At 59.6% G+C, this 14144-nt stretch carries 14 protein-coding genes; 1 reads left to right on the forward strand and 13 read right to left on the reverse strand.

Translation table 11 applies throughout. The features are described 5' to 3' along the window. Positions 1–143: 143 nt before the first annotated feature. From arnF to C9411_RS08720, 11 genes are all read right to left on the reverse strand, one after another. Positions 144–536, reverse strand: coding sequence for a 4-amino-4-deoxy-L-arabinose-phosphoundecaprenol flippase subunit ArnF (arnF, locus tag C9411_RS08670; protein ID WP_107226879.1), 393 nt, complete (start codon positions 534–536; stop codon positions 144–146). Next, positions 533–877 (reverse strand): 4-amino-4-deoxy-L-arabinose-phosphoundecaprenol flippase subunit ArnE, encoded by a 345-nt coding sequence (arnE, locus tag C9411_RS08675; protein WP_033642887.1) that lies wholly within the window; start codon positions 875–877, stop codon positions 533–535. The genes arnF and arnE overlap by 4 nt, the downstream gene beginning before the upstream one ends. Continuing rightward, positions 874–2538, reverse strand: coding sequence for a lipid IV(A) 4-amino-4-deoxy-L-arabinosyltransferase (arnT, locus tag C9411_RS08680; RefSeq protein ID WP_107226880.1), 1665 nt, complete (start codon positions 2536–2538; stop codon positions 874–876). The genes arnE and arnT overlap by 4 nt, the downstream gene beginning before the upstream one ends. After that, positions 2535–3440: a 4-deoxy-4-formamido-L-arabinose-phosphoundecaprenol deformylase gene (arnD, locus tag C9411_RS08685; RefSeq protein ID WP_107226881.1), complete on the reverse strand. Its 906-nt coding sequence runs from the start codon at positions 3438–3440 to the stop codon at positions 2535–2537. The genes arnT and arnD overlap by 4 nt, the downstream gene beginning before the upstream one ends. Then, entirely contained in the window at positions 3437–5419 is a 1983-nt protein-coding gene (arnA, locus tag C9411_RS08690; RefSeq protein WP_063990339.1) for a bifunctional UDP-4-amino-4-deoxy-L-arabinose formyltransferase/UDP-glucuronic acid oxidase ArnA, read from the reverse strand. Before arnA ends, arnD begins: the two co-directional genes overlap by 4 nt. Further along, entirely contained in the window at positions 5419–6399 is a 981-nt protein-coding gene (gene arnC / locus C9411_RS08695) for an undecaprenyl-phosphate 4-deoxy-4-formamido-L-arabinose transferase (RefSeq protein WP_063989690.1), read from the reverse strand. Before arnC ends, arnA begins: the two co-directional genes overlap by 1 nt. Next, positions 6386–7540, reverse strand: coding sequence for a UDP-4-amino-4-deoxy-L-arabinose aminotransferase (gene arnB, locus C9411_RS08700; RefSeq protein WP_107226882.1), 1155 nt, complete (start codon positions 7538–7540; stop codon positions 6386–6388). The genes arnC and arnB overlap by 14 nt, the downstream gene beginning before the upstream one ends. Before the next feature lie 397 nt (positions 7541–7937). After that, a complete protein-coding gene (gene btuD, locus C9411_RS08705) occupies positions 7938–8693 on the reverse strand; it encodes a vitamin B12 ABC transporter ATP-binding protein BtuD (RefSeq protein WP_107226883.1) in 756 nt (251 codons plus the stop codon). A gap of 5 nt (positions 8694–8698) precedes the next feature. Then, positions 8699–9250: a glutathione peroxidase gene (locus tag C9411_RS08710; protein WP_063989687.1), complete on the reverse strand. Its 552-nt coding sequence runs from the start codon at positions 9248–9250 to the stop codon at positions 8699–8701. Between the two features lie 45 nt (positions 9251–9295). After that, entirely contained in the window at positions 9296–10303 is a 1008-nt protein-coding gene (gene btuC / locus C9411_RS08715; RefSeq protein ID WP_107226884.1) for a vitamin B12 ABC transporter permease BtuC, read from the reverse strand. A gap of 179 nt (positions 10304–10482) precedes the next feature. Further along, positions 10483–10899, reverse strand: a complete 417-nt coding sequence (locus C9411_RS08720) for a DUF2502 domain-containing protein (protein WP_063989685.1) — start codon at positions 10897–10899, stop codon at positions 10483–10485. Between the two features lie 232 nt (positions 10900–11131). On the opposite strand from C9411_RS08720, the gene C9411_RS26120 reads away from it, so the two are divergent. Further along, positions 11132–11263, forward strand: a complete 132-nt coding sequence (locus C9411_RS26120; RefSeq protein WP_255413738.1) for a hypothetical protein — start codon at positions 11132–11134, stop codon at positions 11261–11263. 190 nt (positions 11264–11453) lie between these two features. On the opposite strand, the gene ihfA is transcribed toward C9411_RS26120, so the two are convergent. Together ihfA and pheT are read right to left on the reverse strand one after the other, a co-directional pair. After that, on the reverse strand, positions 11454–11750 hold the full coding sequence (ihfA, locus tag C9411_RS08725; protein WP_004931414.1) for an integration host factor subunit alpha: 297 nt from the start codon (positions 11748–11750) through the stop codon (positions 11454–11456). A 4-nt stretch (positions 11751–11754) separates the two neighbouring features. Further along, positions 11755–14142, reverse strand: coding sequence for a phenylalanine--tRNA ligase subunit beta (gene pheT, locus C9411_RS08730; RefSeq protein ID WP_063989684.1), 2388 nt, complete (start codon positions 14140–14142; stop codon positions 11755–11757). Positions 14143–14144 lie beyond the last annotated feature (2 nt).

The raw sequence follows: 14144 nt of genomic DNA on the forward strand, positions 1-14144 counted from the left end.
GCCATCCGGTACACCACCACACCGCCTGCGAGGCAAAGCCGGCACCACGTAAGGAGAGCGCTATTTGGCGTTAATTTATCTCCCGCACGGGGAAAAAGGCAAGCGCCATGAGGGAGATAATAGCAGGATCGCCGGTTTTGACCCTATTCCGGCGATTTTGTCTCGGATTTGCTGTTAATCAGCCACACGCCGAACAGAATAAACAGCGTGCCCAACGTTTTCAGCAGCGTAGCGGACTCGTTAAACCACGGCAGGATCACCGCCGCCAGATAGACCAGCGCGTAGCTGACGCTCAGCAGAGGATAAGCGCGGTTTAACGGCAGGTGGCGCAGCGCAAAGAACCAACACAGCATCGACAGCGCATAGCCAAAGATGCCGCCGCCCACCGCCAGCAGCGGTAGCCAGTCATTGCCGATCAACGTCAACGAGACATCGGCGAACGACATCAGCGGGATCTGCACCATGCCCCACTTCATCAGCAACTGCGCCAGCGTCACCAACAGGACGCTGGCGGCGCCCCAGGCATAGCCCTTCATGAATGCACGCTCATCAGCAGGATCCCCAGCATAATCGACGCCACGCCGCACCAGTGGCGAGCGGTCGTCGGCTCATGAAACAGCCAGCGCGCCGCCAGCGTCACCATCACGAAGTTCAGGCTGAGCATCGGGTAAGCCAGGCTGAGCGGCAGGCGTTGCAGCACATTGAGCCACACCGCCATGCCCAGCCCCAGCAGCAGCACCGCCAGCGCCAGCCAGCGCAGCGTCTGTTTCAGCCGCGCCTCGTCCGCCCGTTCCCAACAGTGCGCCGCCTGTTTCTGGCACAGCTGCCCACCACAGGTGAGCAGGCTGACCACTATCACCAACAGAAAACCGATCATGGTTGCTGTTTATACCACATCAGCACCAGGCGGTTCATGCGATCCACCTTGTCTGCGGCAGGTAGTTCCTGCGGCAGCGCTTCGCCACGGGACAGCTGCAGCACCAGCGACACGTTCCCCTGCTTGCGTGCCTGCGCCAGCCACTGCGGGAAGTCGGCGTCGCTGATCAGGTGGCCCTTGGCGTCCGGATACTCCAGACCATAGGCCACCTCGCCTTTCTGGCTGTACATCAGCACGTCGCTGCGCTTCAGCTCCCAGGCCAGGCCGGCCGCGAGCCCGACGCTGTCGCTCAACACATAGCGGCTGTCGCTCAGTTCGGCCATCGTGGCGCGGGCGAAGTTTTGCGGCAGCTTGGAATCGGTCACCTGTTGCGGGATGGCGTAACCGATCACCAGGCACAGCAGCACCGGACAAGCCGCCGCCCAGCGCCATTGGCGGCCGTTATCGCGCACGGAAACCAGTGCGAACAGCAGCCAGCCGCCGAAGGCGATCAGGCCGAGCACCACCTTCGGCCACTCCTGCGGAGTAAACAGATGCGCTTTCGGCAGCAGACCGGAGCTCAACACCACCAGCGCTACGATACCGATCCCCCCGAACAGGCCGTTCAGCCAGGCGTTGGCCTTGAACAGCCGAGCGCGCAGCGTGGCCGCGTAATCTTCCGCATAGGCGGTCATCAGCAGCGCCAACGGCGCCATGCACGGCAGAATGTAAGTCGGTAGCTTGCCTTTGGCGATGCTGAAGAAGATCAGCGGCATCAGCGCCCAGCTCAGCAGGAAGAACAGCTCCGGGCGCTGCACGCGTTCGCGCCAACCTTTAAGCAGCGCACCGGGCAGCAGCGCCAGCCACGGCAGCACCGCCGCCAGCAGGACCGGCAGGTAATACCAGAACGGTTCCTTGTGCTGGGCATTATCTTCGGCGAAACGCTGAATATGCTCGACCCAGAAGAAATAATTCCAGAAGTCGGGTTCTCGTTGCGCGATCGCCAGCGCCCACGGCAGGCTGAGCAGCGTAGCGGTCACGATCGCCACCGGGCCATAGCACAGCAGATCCTTGATGCGGCGTTGCTGAATGACGATCGGGATCACCGCGATCACCGGCACCGCCAGCGCCAGGAAGCCCTTGGTCATAAAGCCCATGCCGCAGGCCAGGCCCAGCAGCGCGTAGGCGCCCAGCTTGCCTTTGACCGAGGTGGCTTTCAGCGTCAGGTAGTAGCTGACCATCGCCGCCGCCAGCCACAGCGAGATCATCGGATCCAGCACGCTGTAGGTGCCGATGCTGAACACCAGCACCATCGACAGGAATATCAGCGCCGCCAGGCTGGCGCGGCGCGCATTGCGCCACATCAGCATCGCCAGCGCAAACACCAGCAGTGCGGTCATGCCGGTGCTGAACACCGAGCCGAAGCGCACCGCAAAGTTGTTTTCGCCGAACAGCCACTGGCTGATGTTATTGAACCAGTAACCCGCCACCGGCTTTTCGAAGTAGCGCAGCCCCAGCAGGTGCGGCACAACCCAATCGCCGCGCTGCAGCATTTCACGGCTGATCTCGGCATAACGCGTCTCATCCGGCTGCCACAGCAGGCGGCCGTTAAGCGGGATCAGGTAAACCAGAGCAAAAAAAACGGCCAGCAGAATGGCCCAGGATCCTTTTAGTGCCTTCATGTAACGTCCTTCACATCGGTTTGACAGCCCAGCCAACCTTCGCGGCCGGGGAAAGGAGCGCGCTTGATGCGGCCCAACGGCAGTGACGCCAAATCTTGCGGTAACAGCGCGCTCAGCGGACAGAATTCGATGCCCTGCCGCTGTGCGCGTTGCAATAACTGTTCGAACATCGCCGCCTGCGACATGCCTTCCACTTCGGTGTGAATGGTGTACACCGGCACGCCGCGATCGTTCTCGATGGCGCGCAGAATGTAGTCGTTGAAGTCGGCCATACTGACTTCGCTACCAATCACTTCGTCGAAGGTCGGCAACGTCACCGGGATCTGCACCGTACCGTGACGCCCGTCGCTCAGCACCGGACGGAACGGATGGGTGCCGCGGCAATCGCTGTTGTAATGGAAGCCGAAGCGTTGCTTGACCTCAAGCACGCGCGTATCGGCACGCCAGCCCGCCACGGCGGAGCATTTCACCGGCTGGCCGGTGCTGGCGCTCAGGGCGTCGACGCCCAGCTGTACCTGTTCGGTCAGCTGGGCGTCGCTCCACTTGCCGACCTTGGCCTGCCACCCCTGGTGATCCCAGGCGTGCAGCCCGACTTCATGGCCGGCTTCGGCGGTGCGCTTCATCAGCGGCCCCAACGCGCGTGAAATGTTGCGCCCCGGCCAGGCGGTGCCGGCCAGCAGAATATCCAGGCCGTACAGCGAAGCGGCGTTCGAACGCAGCATTTTCCACAGAAATTTCGGACGCAAAAGGCGCCAAAGATGGCGCCCCATGTTGTCCGGTCCCACGCTGAAGAAGAAGCTGGCCTGAATGTCGTACTTTTCGAACAGGTCCAGCAACTGCGGCACCCCTTCACGGGTGCCGCTGAAGGTATCTACATCAACCCGCAGACCGACTTTCTTCATGCACCGTTCCCTTCCTGAACGGTAGTGCGCAGGAAGTAGTCCAGCGTATCGGCGACGGTTTGCTTCATCTCGATGGTCGGCTGCCAGCCCAGCAGGCGATGAGCGTTCTTGATGCTCGGCGTGCGGTGCTCAACGTCCTGGTAACCTTTACCGTAGTAGCTGCTGCTCTCCACGTCCTTGAAACCGGCAAACGGCGGGAAGCGGTCGCGCAACGGGTGGTTGTTGAAGCTTTCCAGCAGCATTTCCGCCAGCTCGCGAATGCTCGCTTCGTTGGTCGGGTTGCCGATGTTGACGATCTGGCCATCGCACAGGCCGTCGCGGTTCTCGATGATGCGGAACAGCGCTTCGATGCCGTCGTTGATGTCGGTGAAGCAACGTTTCTGCGCGCCGCCGTCCATCAGTTTGATCGGTGAACCCTCCACCAGGTTGAGGATCAGCTGGGTGATGGCACGGGAAGAGCCGATACGCGCAGCGTCCAGGTTATCCAGGCGCGGCCCCATCCAGTTGAACGGACGGAACAGCGTGAACTTCAGGCCTTCTTTGGCGCCGTAAGCCCAGATCACCCGATCCAGCAGCTGTTTGGAGACCGAGTAGATCCAGCGCTGTTTGTTGATTGGCCCGACGATCAGGCGCGAATGGTCTTCGTCGAACTCTTTGTCGTCGCACATGCCGTACACTTCGGAAGTGGACGGGAAGATGATGCGCTTGTTGTATTTCACGCAGTCGCGAACGATCTTCAGGTTCTCTTCGAAGTCCAGCTCGAACACGCGCAGCGGGTTACGGGTGTATTCGATCGGCGTCGCGATCGCCACCAGCGGCAGCACCACATCGCATTTCTTGATGTGATACTCGATCCACTCGGAGTGGATGCTGATGTCACCTTCCACGAAGTGGAAACGCGGGTTATCGAGGAAGCGGCTGATGGCGTCGGAACCAATATCCAGGCCGTAGATGTCGTAGCGATCGTCGCGCAGCAGGCGTTCGGTCAGGTGGTTGCCGATGAAGCCGTTGACCCCGAGGATCAGCACGCGGGTGCGGCGCTTCATCACGGCATTCGGCTTGGCGGCCAGACGCACGTCGGTGACGATGCCCATTTCCTGCGCCAAGCGGCTGCCCTGCACGTACAGGCCGCTGTCGTTCTGACCGGCAACGATCTCCAGTGCGCCTTCGCCGCAGGCGATAACCAGCGGCGAGGTGCTCAGTACGGTGCCCGGCTGCTTATCGTGTTGGGTATCCAGCACGCGAGAGCGCCAGACGATCAGCTTGCGCTGGCCGAGGTAGCTGAAGGCACCCGGGTACGGCTCGGTGACGGCGCGCACCAGGTTGTTGATCTCTTTGGCGGATTTGTGCCACAGGATCTCGCCGTCCGCCGGGGTGCGGCGACCGAAGTAGCTGGCCTGAGACTCATCTTGCTTGGTGAAGGTGGCGGTGCCGTTTTTCAGCTTCGGCAGCTGCTCTTTCAACACGACCTGCGCGGCTTCCAACACTTTTTTGTGCAGCGTCAGCGCGGTGTCGTTGTCTGCGATGGTCACTTTCTGCTGACCCACGATGTCGCCGGCGTCCGGGCGTTTCACCATCTTGTGCAGCGTGGCGCCGGTTTCGGTTTCGCCGTTCACCAGCGCCCAGTTCACCGGGGCGCGGCCACGGTAGTGCGGCAGCAGCGAACCGTGCAGGTTGAAACCGCCCTGCGGCGCCAGCGACAGGATCTCGTCGCTCAGCATGTGACGGTAGTAGAACGAGAAGATCACGTCCGGCTGCAGTGCGCGGATGCGGTCAACCCACAGCGGGTGATTTACGTCTTCCGGCGCATAGACCGGCAGATCCAATTCGGCGCCCAAACGGGCCACGGAGGAGAAGAAGTTGTTCTCACCAGGGTCGTCGGTGTGCGTGAATACGGCCTGCACGTCATAACCCGCCTCAGTCAGCGCTTTCAGACCTGCGCAGCCAATATCATGGTAAGCAAATACAATAGCTTTCATCATTCTTCTTCCTGAGTATTGTGGTCCTGCTGTGCACCGACCACTTTCTGAACAAAATAGCGAGGACGCGCACGCACGTCGGTATAGATGCGGCCGATGTATTCACCCAGCAGCCCCATGCCGACAAACTGGGCGCCGATAAAGGTGAACAGGACGGCAAAAAGGGTGAACACGCCGCCGGCGGCCCATTCAGGGCCGAGCAGCAGACGTAGCGCAATCAGCACCAGCGCCAGCACAAACCCGGACAGCGCCACGATGCTGCCGACCACGCTGAGCAAACGCAGCGGCGTGGTGGTCAGGCAGGTGATCAAGTCGTACATCAGGTTGATCAGCTTCATCAGACTGTACTTGGAGTCGCCAAACTCGCGCTCGGCGTGACGCACGTCGATCTCAGTCGTGCGACGGGCGAAGGTGTTCGCCAGAATCGGGATAAAGGTGCTGCGCTCATGACAGTGCAGCATCGCTTCAACGATATGACGGCGGTAGGCGCGCAGCATGCAGCCGTAGTCCCCCATCGACTTGCCGGTGGCGCGTTGAATCATCATGTTGATCACGCGCGAGGCACTTTTGCGGAACCAGGAATCCTGACGGTTGGCGCGCACGGTGCCCACCACGTCATAACCCTCTTCCGCGACGCTGACCAACCGTGGGATCTCCTCCGGCGGGTTCTGCAGATCGGCGTCCAGCGTAATCACCAGATCGCCGGTCACCTGATTGAAACCGGCCATAATGGCCGAATGCTGGCCATAGTTGCGGTTCAGCAAGACGGCGATCACGTGGCTGCCCGGCTTTTCCGCCGCCGCGGTCAGCATGTCGGCGGAGTTGTCGCTGCTGCCATCGTCGACGAGGATGATTTCATAAGGTTGAGATAACTGCTTACAGGCGGCAGTAGTCCGCTCCAGCAACGCCGGCAGGCTTTCCTGCTCGTTGTATACCGGGATAACTACCGACACTTTTTTAATCGGTTCAACGCGAGACACGTAAAGACTCCACAACAGAAGACAAGGTATTGACCACGCGATCCACGTCGGCGTCGGTCATGTCAGGGAATAGCGGTAAGGTGCACAGCCGCGCCGAGTTCCATTCGGTATTCGGCAAAGAAAGCTGCGGATAACGCTCACGATAGAATTTCTGGGTGTGCGCGGCGCGGAAATGCAACCCGGTGCCGACGCCAACTTCTTTCAGGCGCTCCATCAGCTGGTCGCGATCGATGCCGCAACGCTCAGGATCGACACGGACCATAAACAGGTGCCAGGCGTGGTCATGCGGGTAATCCGGCACGCCCAACGGTTGGAACGGCGAGCCTTCCAACGCGTTCAGGTAGCGCTGTGCCAGTACCTTACGGCGCGCGTTCAGCTCAGCGAAGCGCGACAGCTGCACCACGGCGATCGCAGCGTGAATGTCGGACAGGTTGTACTTGTAACCCGGCTCCACCACTTCAGCCTGCGGTTTGCGGCCAAGCTGCTGGCGATCGAAGGCATCGACGGCCAGGCCGTGGAACTTCAGGCAACGCAGGCGATCCGCCAGCGCATCGTCGTCGGTGGCGATCAGGCCGCCTTCGGCGCAGGTCACGTTTTTAATCGCATGGAAAGAGAAAATCGCCGTGCCGCGTGCGCCGACCCATTCGCCGTTGTAGCGCGTGCCGACCGCGTGGGCGGCGTCTTCGATCAAAGGCAGACCATGGCTTTCGGCCACGGCGCGCAGCGCATCCATCTGCAGGGGAGCACCGGCGTAATGCACCGGAACAATCGCTTTGGTATTCGGGGTGATGGCAGCCTCGACATCGGCGGCGCTGACCATCAGCGTATCACGGTCAACGTCGATCATCACCGGCGTGGCGCCCAGCAGCTCGATCATGTTGAGGGTGGAGACCCAGGTTTGCGAAGGGGTGATGACTTCATCGCCGGGGCCGATGCCGAGCGCCATCAACGTGATGTGCATGCCCGCGGTGGCGGAACTGACGGCGATGGCGTGCTTGCAGCCGAAGGTGGAACAGAAGTCACTTTCCAGTTGCTGGTTTTGCGGCCCGGTGGTGATCCAACCGGAGCGCAACACTTTCTCTACCGCGGCGATTTCTTCATCGCCGATGGCCGGACGAGAGAAAGGCAAAAATTGATCCATAGTTAACCCCAAACGTATCGAGCTGCTTTTGATGACACTGTAAATCCCTTTCGTTTAACGAATATTAAACGCCAGAGAAGAATCATTTCCGTGGATTAACTAACAATGTAAGGCGGCAAGCTTAACTAAACCTTAAGACGAGACTTGCCATCAGTAGGAGAACTGATAGGTAGGTGCCGTCATCATCAATTTAAATTTATTATTAAAATCAAATAGTTATATTTATTAATAATTATTTACTTATTTTATTTTTTCCGAATCAAGCGTAGCACGCCATTGACGTTTTTCAAGAAAATCCACGAGAAAATGGGAGGCAGCACAATAATAGCCGATGATTACCCGGCTATTTATATTCACTACGTTTAGTTTTCGTTTACATTTATGCCGTCAGGGCGAATTAAGCCGTGCGGGTCATGATCCAACGCTGGTTCCCCACCCATTGCAGGTGGAAATCCACTTCATAGATCTGCGACAACAGCGCGGGCGCCATCACCTCACGGGTGATGCCCTGCGCGACCAGCTGCCCAGCATGCAGCAACCAAACCCGATCGGCCTGCTGCAGGGTATGATTCAGATCGTGCGCGCACACCAGCGCGCTACGTCCACTTTGGCAGAATTCGCGCAGCAGGCGATCCAGCGCGACCTTTTGCGCCACGTCCAGGCTATTGGTCGGTTCATCCAGCAACAACAATCGGCTGTGCGGATTGACGCTGGGCCACACCTGCAGCAATACCGCCGCCAGCCGCACCCGTTGCCATTCTCCACCGGAGAGCTGCGTCAGCATGCGTGACAGTTTATCCACCAACTTCAACCGCTGGCACAAATAGAGGATGGCGTGCTCCACCTCGGTTTGCGCCGCTGCCGCAGGCCGGTGCAACGCCAAATACTGAAACACCGGCATCAGCGACACCGGCGGCTGTTGCTGACTGAGATAACCGCGGCGGCGCGACAGCTCGTTCCCCGGATAATCGGCCAACGCGCGCCCGTCCAGGCGAACCTCGCCCAGCCCCGGCAGCATGCCCGCCGCCCGCGCCAGCAAGGTACTCTTCCCTGCGCCATTTGGGCCGATCAGGTGAACCTGCAACCCGCCGTCAATCTGTGCCGAAAAAGGCGCCAAGCGCCCCGCCACCCCAACCTCAACGAGTTGCAGCATCCGTATTAACCTGCCAGCGCTTGTTTCACCGCCGCCACCAGCGCCGGATCCTCTGGCGTGGTGTCAGGCGAGAAGCGCTGGATCACCGTACCGTCGCGCGCGACAAGGAATTTCTCGAAGTTCCACAGAATATCGCCGGGGTGCTTCGGTGCGCGCCCTTTGCTGGTCATCCGCGCCAGGAACTCGCTGCCTTCCGGTGCGACAGCTTCCGGCTGTGCGGCAATCAACGCCTGATACAGCGGATGACGGTGCTCGCCGTTCACCTCAATCTTGGCGAACATCGGGAATTGCACGCCGAAGGTGCCGCGGCAAAACGCCAGGATCTCTTCGTTGCTGCCCGGCTCCTGGCCCAGAAACTCATTGGACGGGAACCCCAGAACTTCCAGCCCACGTTCGCGATAGGTTTCGTACAGCGCTTCCAGCCCTTCGTACTGCTTGGTCAGGCCGCACTCCGAGGCCACGTTGACCACCAGCAGCACCTTGCCCTGATAGGCGCCCAGCGTGGTCGGCTGATTTTCAATGGTTTGTAACGGCAGGTTGTCGATTGGCTTGCTCATCGGTTGTCATCCTTTGGTTTTTTAATCGCGGGTGAATGAAGAAAACTACCTTACGCCTTTTGTCCGGGTCAGTAACCAGATAAATAGCGGCGCCCCCAGCGTGGCGGTCACCACGCCGATCGGCAGCTCGGCCGCCAGCAGCGCAGTGCGGGCGATCACATCGGCCACCAGCAACACTGCGGCCCCCGCCAGCGCGCAGGCCGGCAGCAGATAGCGCTGGTCGGTCAGACCGGTGAGCCGCAAAATATGCGGGATCACCAGCCCGACGAAGCCGATCACCCCGGCGAGCGCCACACTGACACCGACCAGCCAACCGATCGCCAGCACCAGCAGATTGCGCCACAGATGCAGCGACAGCCCAAGTTGGCGCGCCTGCACTTCGCCCAGCGCCATCAGGTTGAGCGCCCGCCCCTGGCCACACAGCCACAGCAGCACCGGCAGCAGCGCCAGCACCAGCCATTTTTGGCGCCAGTCGACGCCGCCGAAACCGCCCATCATCCAGTACATCAGCTGCCGCAGATCGAGACTGGTGCTGAAATAGACCGCCCAGGTCATCAGCGCGCTGCACACGATGCCCAGCGCCACACCGACCAGCAACAGTCGCGCATTGGTCAGACGTCGCCGGCGAGCGAAGCCCAACAACAAGAAAGTCATCGCCAGCGCACCGGCTATCGCGGCGGCGCTCATCAGCGCCACCGGCAACAAACCGTGCCCCAACAGCACCGTCAGCACCAGCGCAACGCCGGCGCCGTTAGCGACGCCCAGCAGACCGGGCTCCGCCAGCGGGTTTTCAAACAGCGCCTGCATCACTGCGCCCGCTACCGCCAGGGCGGCGCCGACCAGCATCACCGCCAGCGCGCGCGGCAAACGCAGTTGCCAAACGAACAGTTGTGCCCGATCGCTGAACCACTCTGACGGCCATATCCATTGATCGCCGGCGCAAAGGCTGAACAGCAACGCCACAACCACGCCCAGCGCCAACAGACTGAGCTGGCGTTTATCGCGGTAGCGTTGATGTTGCAACAGTAAGGTGAAGGTACGGCTGGTTGGCATGGCGCGGCGGTTCCCTGCCGGCCGCTGTCGTGGCCGGATAATTGACGTTTGAGTCGAATATTAGGGGGTTAACGCCGCAAGGGGAAGCCTTGCGTGGATGATGGCGCAGGAAAGCAGCGGCTGGCCTTGCCCGTCATCGCAACGGTGATGGCAAAACCAGCCGCCGATAAACTCAGGAATTAACGATGCGGGCCAGCGTTACCCGGTGGATAAGGCTGACCGCGGCCGTCATCACGGCGATCAGGGCCACCTCGATCGTCATGACGGTGGTCGTGGTCGCGATTATCGCGATCGCCGTGGAACGGATTGCCGCTGCGTTCCGACTCGCGATGCTCATAGCCACGCGGCGGCGAAGGTTGCCAACGTCCGCCGTCCCAGTACATGCCGCGCGCATTGCGCTCGCCCAGACCGCGGCCCTGGTGCGCATGCCACCACTGCGGTGGACGCCAGTCGTAGCCATCCCAGTAGTAGCCGCGACGGTCCTGATCCCCCAGATGCAGGGAAACACCCGGCACGTTGATATCGACGGACACATCGGCCTGCGCCGCCAGCGGCAGCAACAGCGGGAAACACACCAGCAATAGGATCTTTTTCATTTTACCTTCTCACTCTATTTTTCTTGCTGCAGTGGTTATATCAGCGTGCTTATTTAACGACTATCTCACCGATGCCTATTTTCAGATTGTTTTCGACGGCCTTACATAATCCATACACTGCTTACCGCCGCCTTTAATTATCATAACCACTGACAAGGTTTAACGAATAACTGACGTCACTCAAGCCGCATGACAATTATAATTAAATGGATTTCCACCGGAGGATAATAAGATGATTAAACGTATAGGTATGTTGCTGGCCGTTGTGGCCCTGACCTCGAGCCTCAGCGCCTGCTGCTGGGGCCCACACTGGGGCGGCGGCCATCGCGGCGACGGCCCTGGCCATTATTACGGCCGTTATTGAAATAGCAAATAAGACTACCCATCAAATAAAATAAGATATGAGAATATTCTGCAAATGAGATTAAATAAATTTTCGCCGTAGTACTTTAATGATTAATTTTAATTCTCATATTGCCCATTAGGAATAAACTGAATTTTCCAAAAAAAAAAGAAAAAGGCCGCACAAGCGGCCTTTTTTGATGTCACGTCACTCACCCTTTCGGGCTGGCGTTTTCTACCCGGCTTTTCAGCTTCTGCCCCGGACGGAAGGTCACCACGCGGCGCGCCGTAATCGGAATGTCTTCGCCGGTCTTCGGGTTACGCCCCGGACGTTGGTTCTTGTCACGCAGATCAAAGTTGCCAAAACCCGACAGTTTTACCTGTTCGCCATTCTCAAGGGCCCGACGGACCTCTTCAAAGAACAGTTCCACCAGGTCTTTGGCGTCCCGTTTGCTAAGCCCAAGCTTCTCAAACAGGTGTTCTGACATTTCAGCTTTAGTAAGCGCCATAGGTTCAATCCCTCAAGGATGCTTGGAATCGCTGTTTTAGAGCCTCTACGCATTTTGCAACGGTAGCGGCTATCTCCTCTTCTTCCAGTGTACGAGCGGTATCCTGCAATACCAGACTGATAGCCAGGCTCTTGTCACCTTCTGCCACGCCCTTGCCACGGTACACGTCAAACAAGTTTACGCCAACTACCTGATTTGCGCCAACTTTCTTACACTCGGCCAAAATATCTTCTGCGGGGACGTTTTCAGCCACCACAACGGCGATATCACGGCGGTTTGCCGGGAAGCGCGAAATCTCCCGCGCCTGAGGCACGGCGCGGCTCGCAAGCTTGTTCCACTCCAGTTCAAACACCACAGTGCGGCCGTTAAGATCCAGTTTACGTTCAAGTTCCGGGTGAACCACACCGATGAAACCTACGCGTTCGCCATGCAAATAAATCGCCGCACTTTGCCCTGGATGCAGGGCTGGATTGGCTTCCGCCCGGAACTGAATTTCGGATAATTTACCGGTCAGCTCGAGGACCGACTCCAGATCCCCTTTTAAATCATAGAAGTCGACAGGCTTGCGCGCCAGATCCCAATGCTCATCGTGCGTATGGCCGGCGATCACGCCTGCCAGCATGACGTCCTGACGAATACCCAGATCTGCCGCACTATCAGGCACAAAGCGCAAGCCGCTTTCGAACAGGCGCAGACGCGTCTGCTGACGGTTCTGGTTATACACCACCGCAGACAGCAAACCGGTCCACAGCGACAAACGCATCGCCGACATTTCGACCGAAATCGGGCTCGGCAGAATCAGCGCTTCTTCATTCGGGTGCAGCAGTGCCTGCACTTTCGGATCGACGAAGCTGTAAGTGATCGCTTCCTGATAACCGTGATCGACCAGCATGGTCTTCACGCGTTTCAGCGTCAGATCGGCTTCGCGATGCTGGGTCATCACCAGATCGGCACGAACCGGCACATCCGGGATATTGTCGTAGCCGTAAACGCGCGCCACTTCTTCCACCAGGTCCTCTTCGATCTCCATATCGAAACGCCAGCTCGGCGCGACCGCTTGCCAGTTGTCGCCCTGTTCGGTCACCTGGCAGCCCAGGCGGCGCAGAATGTCGCTAACCTGCTCGCTCGGCACCACGTGGCCGATCAGGCGATCCAGCTTCTCGCGGCGCAGCGTGATGGTAGCGCGCTTCGGCAGTTCGTTTTCATGGGTCACGTCAATAATCGGGCCGGCCTGACCGCCGCAGATATCGAGCAACAGACGCGTGGCGCGCTCCATCGCTTTGTACTGCAACGCCGGATCGACGCCGCGCTCATAGCGATGAGAAGCATCGGTGTGCAGGCCGTGACGGCGTGCGCGGCCGGTGATAGACAGCGGGCTGAAGAAGGCGCACTCCAGCAGCACGTCCTGAGTTTCCCCGTTGACGCCGGAATGCTCGCCGCCGAAGATACCGCCCATCGCCAATGCTTTTTGATGATCGGCGATCACTAAGGTGTCGGCGCTCAGTTTGGCTTCGTTGCCGTCCAGCAGCGTCAGGGTTTCCCCTTCTTCCGCCATACGTACCACGATGCCGCCGTCGATGCGGCTCAGATCGAAGGCGTGCATCGGCTGGCCAAGTTCCAACAGCACATAGTTGGTGACGTCTACCACGGCATCGATAGAACGGATACCGCAACGACGCAGTTTTTCACGCATCCACAGCGGGCTTGGTGCCTTGACGTTGATGCCTTTCACCACGCGGCCCAGATAACGCGGGCACGCCTGCGGCGCGTCAACGCGGATCGGCAGCGTAGCGTCGATGGTGGCGGCCACCGGGCTCATGTCCGGCTCGGTCAGCGCAACCTGGTTCAGTACGCCCACGTCTCGCGCAACGCCGATGATGCCCAGGCAGTCGGCGCGGTTCGGCGTGACGCTGATCTCGATGGTGTTGTCGTTCAGTTTCAGATAGTCGCGGATGTCGGTGCCGATCGGCGCATCCAGCGGCAGCTCAATGATACCGTCATGATCGTCGGAAATGCCCAGCTCGGAGAACGAGCACAGCATGCCTTCCGAAGGTTCGCCGCGTAGCTTGGCGGCCTTGATTTTGAAATCGCCTGGCAGCACCGCGCCCACGGTGGCGACCGCCACTTTCAGGCCGGTACGGCAGTTTGGCGCGCCACAGACGATGTCGAGCAGGCGTTCGCCGCCTACGTTAACCTTGGTGACGCGCAGTTTGTCGGCGTTCGGGTGCTGGCCGCACTCGACCACCTCGCCCACGACGACGCCGTTAAACGCGCCGGCAACCGGATCCACGCCGTCCACTTCCAGGCCAGCCATGGTGATTTGATCGGATAATGCTTCGCTGCTGATGGCCGGGTTTACCCACTCGCGCAACCAGAGTTCACTGAATTTCATGT

Source organism: Serratia sp. Nf2 (assembly GCF_003028435.1).
Taxonomy (GTDB): domain Bacteria; phylum Pseudomonadota; class Gammaproteobacteria; order Enterobacterales; family Enterobacteriaceae; genus Serratia; species Serratia marcescens_L.

Coding starts and splice junctions, on each gene's coding strand:
- arnE (WP_033642887.1), bottom strand. CDS start 877: ATGATCGGTTTTCTGTTGGTGATAGTGGTCAGCCTGCTCACCTGTGGT.
- arnB (WP_107226882.1), bottom strand. CDS start 7,540: ATGGATCAATTTTTGCCTTTCTCTCGTCCGGCCATCGGCGATGAAGAA.
- arnT (WP_107226880.1), bottom strand. CDS start 2,538: ATGAAGGCACTAAAAGGATCCTGGGCCATTCTGCTGGCCGTTTTTTTT.
- arnA (WP_063990339.1), bottom strand. CDS start 5,419: ATGAAAGCTATTGTATTTGCTTACCATGATATTGGCTGCGCAGGTCTG.
- arnF (WP_107226879.1), bottom strand. CDS start 536: ATGAAGGGCTATGCCTGGGGCGCCGCCAGCGTCCTGTTGGTGACGCTG.
- arnD (WP_107226881.1), bottom strand. CDS start 3,440: ATGAAGAAAGTCGGTCTGCGGGTTGATGTAGATACCTTCAGCGGCACC.
- C9411_RS08710 (WP_063989687.1), bottom strand. CDS start 9,250: ATGAGCAAGCCAATCGACAACCTGCCGTTACAAACCATTGAAAATCAG.
- C9411_RS08720 (WP_063989685.1), bottom strand. CDS start 10,899: ATGAAAAAGATCCTATTGCTGGTGTGTTTCCCGCTGTTGCTGCCGCTG.
- btuD (WP_107226883.1), bottom strand. CDS start 8,693: ATGCTGCAACTCGTTGAGGTTGGGGTGGCGGGGCGCTTGGCGCCTTTT.
- C9411_RS26120 (WP_255413738.1), top strand. CDS start 11,132: ATGATTAAACGTATAGGTATGTTGCTGGCCGTTGTGGCCCTGACCTCG.
- pheT (WP_063989684.1), bottom strand. CDS start 14,142: ATGAAATTCAGTGAACTCTGGTTGCGCGAGTGGGTAAACCCGGCCATC.
- btuC (WP_107226884.1), bottom strand. CDS start 10,303: ATGCCAACCAGCCGTACCTTCACCTTACTGTTGCAACATCAACGCTAC.
- ihfA (WP_004931414.1), bottom strand. CDS start 11,750: ATGGCGCTTACTAAAGCTGAAATGTCAGAACACCTGTTTGAGAAGCTT.